The organism is Bartonella sp. AP331QHHD (genome assembly GCF_042195905.1).
Taxonomy (GTDB): domain Bacteria; phylum Pseudomonadota; class Alphaproteobacteria; order Rhizobiales; family Rhizobiaceae; genus Bartonella.
The window spans coordinates 1-4,610 of the sequence record NZ_JBHIPG010000020.1 but is presented as its reverse complement, the minus strand read 5'-3'; the positions used below and the strand labels follow the sequence as shown (position 1 = coordinate 4,610).

General features: G+C 47.4%; 4 protein-coding genes. All 4 read right to left on the bottom strand.

Annotation, left to right across the window (positions count from 1 at the left end; translation table 11 throughout):
* Window positions 1-2,286 (bottom strand): phage tail tape measure protein (locus ACFIMS_RS02190; RefSeq protein ID WP_375696339.1); only part of this gene is annotated, 2,286 nt, incomplete at its 3' end.
* A 131-nt stretch (window positions 2,287-2,417) separates the two neighbouring features.
* Window positions 2,418-2,831, bottom strand: coding sequence for a hypothetical protein (locus ACFIMS_RS02185; protein WP_375653971.1), 414 nt, complete (start codon window positions 2,829-2,831; stop codon window positions 2,418-2,420).
* Between the two features lie 42 nt (window positions 2,832-2,873).
* Entirely contained in the window at window positions 2,874-3,392 is a 519-nt protein-coding gene (locus ACFIMS_RS02180) for a phage major tail tube protein (protein ID WP_015856800.1), read from the bottom strand.
* A 3-nt stretch (window positions 3,393-3,395) separates the two neighbouring features.
* A partial coding sequence (locus tag ACFIMS_RS02175) for a phage tail sheath family protein (protein ID WP_375696338.1) occupies window positions 3,396-4,610 on the bottom strand: 1,215 nt, incomplete at its 5' end.

The window sequence follows — 4,610 nt, the reverse complement described above, 5'->3', positions numbered from 1 at the left end:
GGCAACCGCACGACCAGTGGCCATGGGTTCACGCGCCCCATTAACATGCACTGTGACATTTTGATTGTGTGTGATGGGGGAGTGATCTTTGCTTTTTGCTTCTGTGAAAGGGGAATTTGCATGCCCCGCCCCCGCAAATTGCACGATGGGTTGGATGGCTGTTTTACCCCCCAAAAAACTTGGCAAAAACTCTCTTACATCAATGGAACCAATCCACCCCTTAATGCGGCTAGGCAAAGATTTACAATAATCCATCAATTGTGAGATAGACGACATAAAGCCATCGACAATCGAATTAGCCAGATCTTCGCCCGCTTGTTCCATACCAGCCTTGGCAGCATCCGAGAGCTTTTCCTGTGTAAAAAAACTCTTCAACCATTGCCAAAAGTTGGAAAAGCTTTGTTTAACGCCCTCCCACAAATTGCCAAACCACTCGACAACAGCGCTAAGCTCTTGTTTAAACTTTTGCCAATGGGAAGAGAGATCAAAAGCAGCAGCAATGATATTTTTCCATTTGGTGATGGTGGTGGTATCAGCACCAAAAAAGCGCATGACGGCTTCAAAGGCACGCCCAAAAGCCCGAGATACCCCCCGTGCAAAACCTTTGACAAAAGAAGAAAAACGATCCCAATATTTCCACAAAGCAAAACCCGCAGCAAGGATGACAGCCACAACAGCAGCAATGACCGCCCCGATCGGGGTAAAAATACCCCCCACAACAGAGGAAATAGCTGCCCCAGCCACTTCTATCGCTGTCCCGATCCAACCAAAAGAGGCAGCAAATGCACTTCCTGAGACAGCAATCCCCCGTAAAGCCCCGACCAACAAGGTCATGGGGCGTAAGAGTCGGAGTGAACTTGCCCCAAGACCCGCGGTTAGCAAGCCCAGCGAGCGCCCTGCGGCTGCTAAGCCCCGCCAGCTTGCAGCAACACCACGACTGAGTACTCTAAGCTTGATAAAAGAGCCCATCAATTGAAGAAGCCCAAGACGTGTGCCAGCCATGGTAAAGCGCAACACGCGCAGAGCAATATTAAAAGCCATCAGGGCAGCAATGGTTTTGATAATGGCACTTGTTAAAGTGGGATGGGCATTCGCCCACGCCATAAGCCCATTAGTAAAATTACCAACAGTTTCCATGAGACTGTTGAGAGGAGGCAGAAGCACTTCACCAATGGTGATGCCCAGAGCTACAATACGGTTTTGCAAGAGTTCAAATTGCCGCATAGCACCGGTTGCTTGTTTGTCTGCTTCTTGCTCTACCGAGCCTTTAAAGACTTGTGGATCTTTCACATACTCTAAAGCTTGCCCTAACAATTCTGGGTTGCCCACCAATTTGGCAAAATCACCAGTAAAATCGCGCCCCGCAATGGCAATCAGCGAGCGCATCCCCTGTTCGGATTTACCCAACACATTAAAAAAGCGCACCAAGGTGCCGGTGGCATCTTTGTCCAGATCTTGCATGAATTTTTCGCGGGAAAGCCCGATATTGGCAAAAGCATCTTCAATATGCTTGCCCCCTGCCTGAATGCGGGCACTCATGGCATTAAAGCCACGCGCGGCACTCTCTGGAACAATCCCAGCAGAAATCATCGCTGTACCAAATGCCGCAGTTTCGCGCGCGGTGAGCTTAAACATGGTTGCCGCACCGGTGGCACGATTGGTAAAATCAGACACTTCACTGGCTTTTGCCGCCATGTGATTAGAGAGATGATTGATAGCATCGCCTAGATCTTCAATGCCTGCCTGATTAAGCTTAAAGACATTGCGCAATTTGGCAAAGCGCTCCCCAATCTGATCCCCCGTCATATCAAAAGCAACAGCCGCTTTGGCAGCATAAATGCTAAAAGCTTCCAGATCTTGTTCGCCAATCCCTGCTTGGCTGGCACTGGTCATCAATTCTAAGACTTCACGCGCCGCTAGCGGAATCTTGGTGGAAGTTTCAAGCGCAAAACGGCGCAATTCCTTTAAGCGATCAAGGGGGGCATCGAGAACCTTTTCTAGTCCCTTCATCGATTGGTCAAATTGCATGGCTTTATAGAGCGGTGCAATTAAGGTTGCTGTTTGCGCAATCGCCCCCACCATACGCCCCGGCGCATGGTTAAAAGCATTTTCCGCATTCTTTGTCGCATCCTCAAGATGCTCAGGGTCAAACCACCCTTTAAAATGCTGCCTTGTCTTGTTTTGGAAATGTGCAACATCTGAACTAAAGGCTGCAAGATCCCGCTTGGCAGAAGCTATCCCCTCTTGCAGATGATTGACAAAACGCACAACAAGGGAAACATCCATGACGATTCTTTATCCTAACTGATGGCTTTCATATTCTTGAGCTTTCAGGCGCGCGAGTTCTTCTCGATAGGCAATCACATCCAGCCAATCCATCTGGTTAATCTCTGAAGGCGCCCAGTGATAATAAAGGGCTAGTTCTGCTCCAAATTGTCTGGCAGAGAGGATTGGCGTTGCGTAAAAAAAGCAAAAAAAGCCTTCAATATTGCGACAATATCTATCACATCAACTCGATCAATCAATTCAATAGATTCATGTGACATATCAGCCAAAAGTGCTGTGATGCCTTCTGTTGCCTCACTTGTGAACAAAACTTGAGAAAGCTTCGTGATAAGCACATCATTGCTCAAAGTTGTTTTTTGCTCTCCAAACTCAGGAAGCAGCAGCTCTGTCAATTGTGGTCCAATGAGCACCGCTAATTGCTTGGCATGCTTAAAAGTGGGGCGATAAAAGGTCAGTTTCTTGCAGAGAGATTCTTTGCCACCTTTATCTTGATAAGGAAGCGGAACCTGCAATTCCACGTCAATGCTGGTTTGTAAACTTGTCATGATCAATTCCTATAAATTGAGAACCCTATCAATAATGAGAGCTTATAAATTGAGAATAGAGCGGCGGCGAGAACCGATCTCTTGCCCGTTGCGGACAAGCCAGCCGCCCCGTTTAAAAGAAAAGCGGTGCAAAACAGAGCCATCCCAAAATTCCGTATAGTCCCAAACATTTTTGATCTCGCAATCATAGCCTGTGGCTTTCCCAGCTGTTAAGCCTTCGCTATCCACTTTGACCAACCGCCCTGTCACATCAATGGAATGTTCATGCTCACGCCCATCTTCTTCAGAAATCACATGTTTTTTGCCAGTGAATTTATGACGAAGACCAGGAGGACCACCAAAGATGCCGATAATTTCGGGGGTATGGCTGCGGATTTTCATTTGTAAACTCAAAGCTTTCACACCAAGACCGCTCACATCAATTTGCATATCAGAGCCGCCCGGTTGATAGGTTTCTGTAATTTCTTCCAACGTGGGCAGTTTCAATGTTTCAAGATCAAGGTGAAGATTCACATCATCATCAACAATCAAGGTAAAACCGCGTACAATGCGTAAAGTCATGCTTTAACTCCTTGCTGCTTTGCGATAAGTTTCAAGCGTATCGCCAAATTGATAAGTCATTTTCTTTTGGATATCTTGCGCCAAACGGTCAAAATAAGCGCTATTGCGCCGGCTGCCGAAACTCAAATCTTCTAAAGGTGGCACTTCTTCTGCATCAAATTCCACCCGCAATTTTCCCAATTGTAAAGTGCTGTTGGAATTTAAATCACGATCAAACCAAACCCGCCCACCAAGCAATGCACCACGCGCAATCATATCATCAAGAAACTGTGTAAGGCTGCGGGTAATGGCAATAACATGTTGGCCAGTAAGGTTTTCATCATTCGCCCAAGGGCGCAAATTGTTAATGATGGTTTTTTCCAAAGCTGCACGGGTGCGCACCACATTGACAAAGCGCCAAAGTGGATCACTGGAGGTGGTATGATTTCCCCATAAAATGCGCCCATTGGAAGCTACTTCTCCCACAGAATTACCTAAATGCGCATTTTGGCTAAGCCGTGCTGGAATAAAGGTCGCAATATCGGCTTGGTTAAGGCGATTTGCCTCATGATCAATTTCGCCATCAAAATAGCTAATGGGGCGTGCTGTCCCTAAAATGCCATGCACATCTTGGTTGGAAGGAGACCAAAAAACACCGCCCCTTTGCTTGTCACGTTTGATAAACATGGCTGCTGCAAAAGGACTTGCGGGTTTAACACTAACACCCCCCTCACGATTTGCCACCCGTACAAAGGGGTCAATCAAATAACAAAAGCGTGAGGAAAAATCTGCGCGATAGGCAAGACTTTCTTGCGTGTTTTTACCACCCGTATCAAACACGGCAATGGCTTGTAGCTTTTCTGCAACCTGTTCCAAGGCATCCGCCACGGGGTTTTTGCCATTGTCAATCCGCCCTGCACTATAAGCCGGTGCCAGTAAAATCCCAGGCTCCACCCCCAAATGCCCCCGCGCATGCGCTAAAGCATGCACACCGGTCAAGTGAGTATTGGATCCCACCATTTCGGTTTGTGTCTCAGCAATGGTTGACTTTTCTTCCACCCGCACAAGGATAATTTGTGCCTCAATCCCCTGCGCGCACACGGCGTTAATGACATCAAGAGCTGTACCTCTTGTTCCAAGCTTTTGGATTTTCTCACCCTCATGTGTAAAAACTAACACAGGCTCGTCGAGGGGAAAAACTTGGTTGTCAGCATCAGGGGCTGTAACAACCGCCCCAAT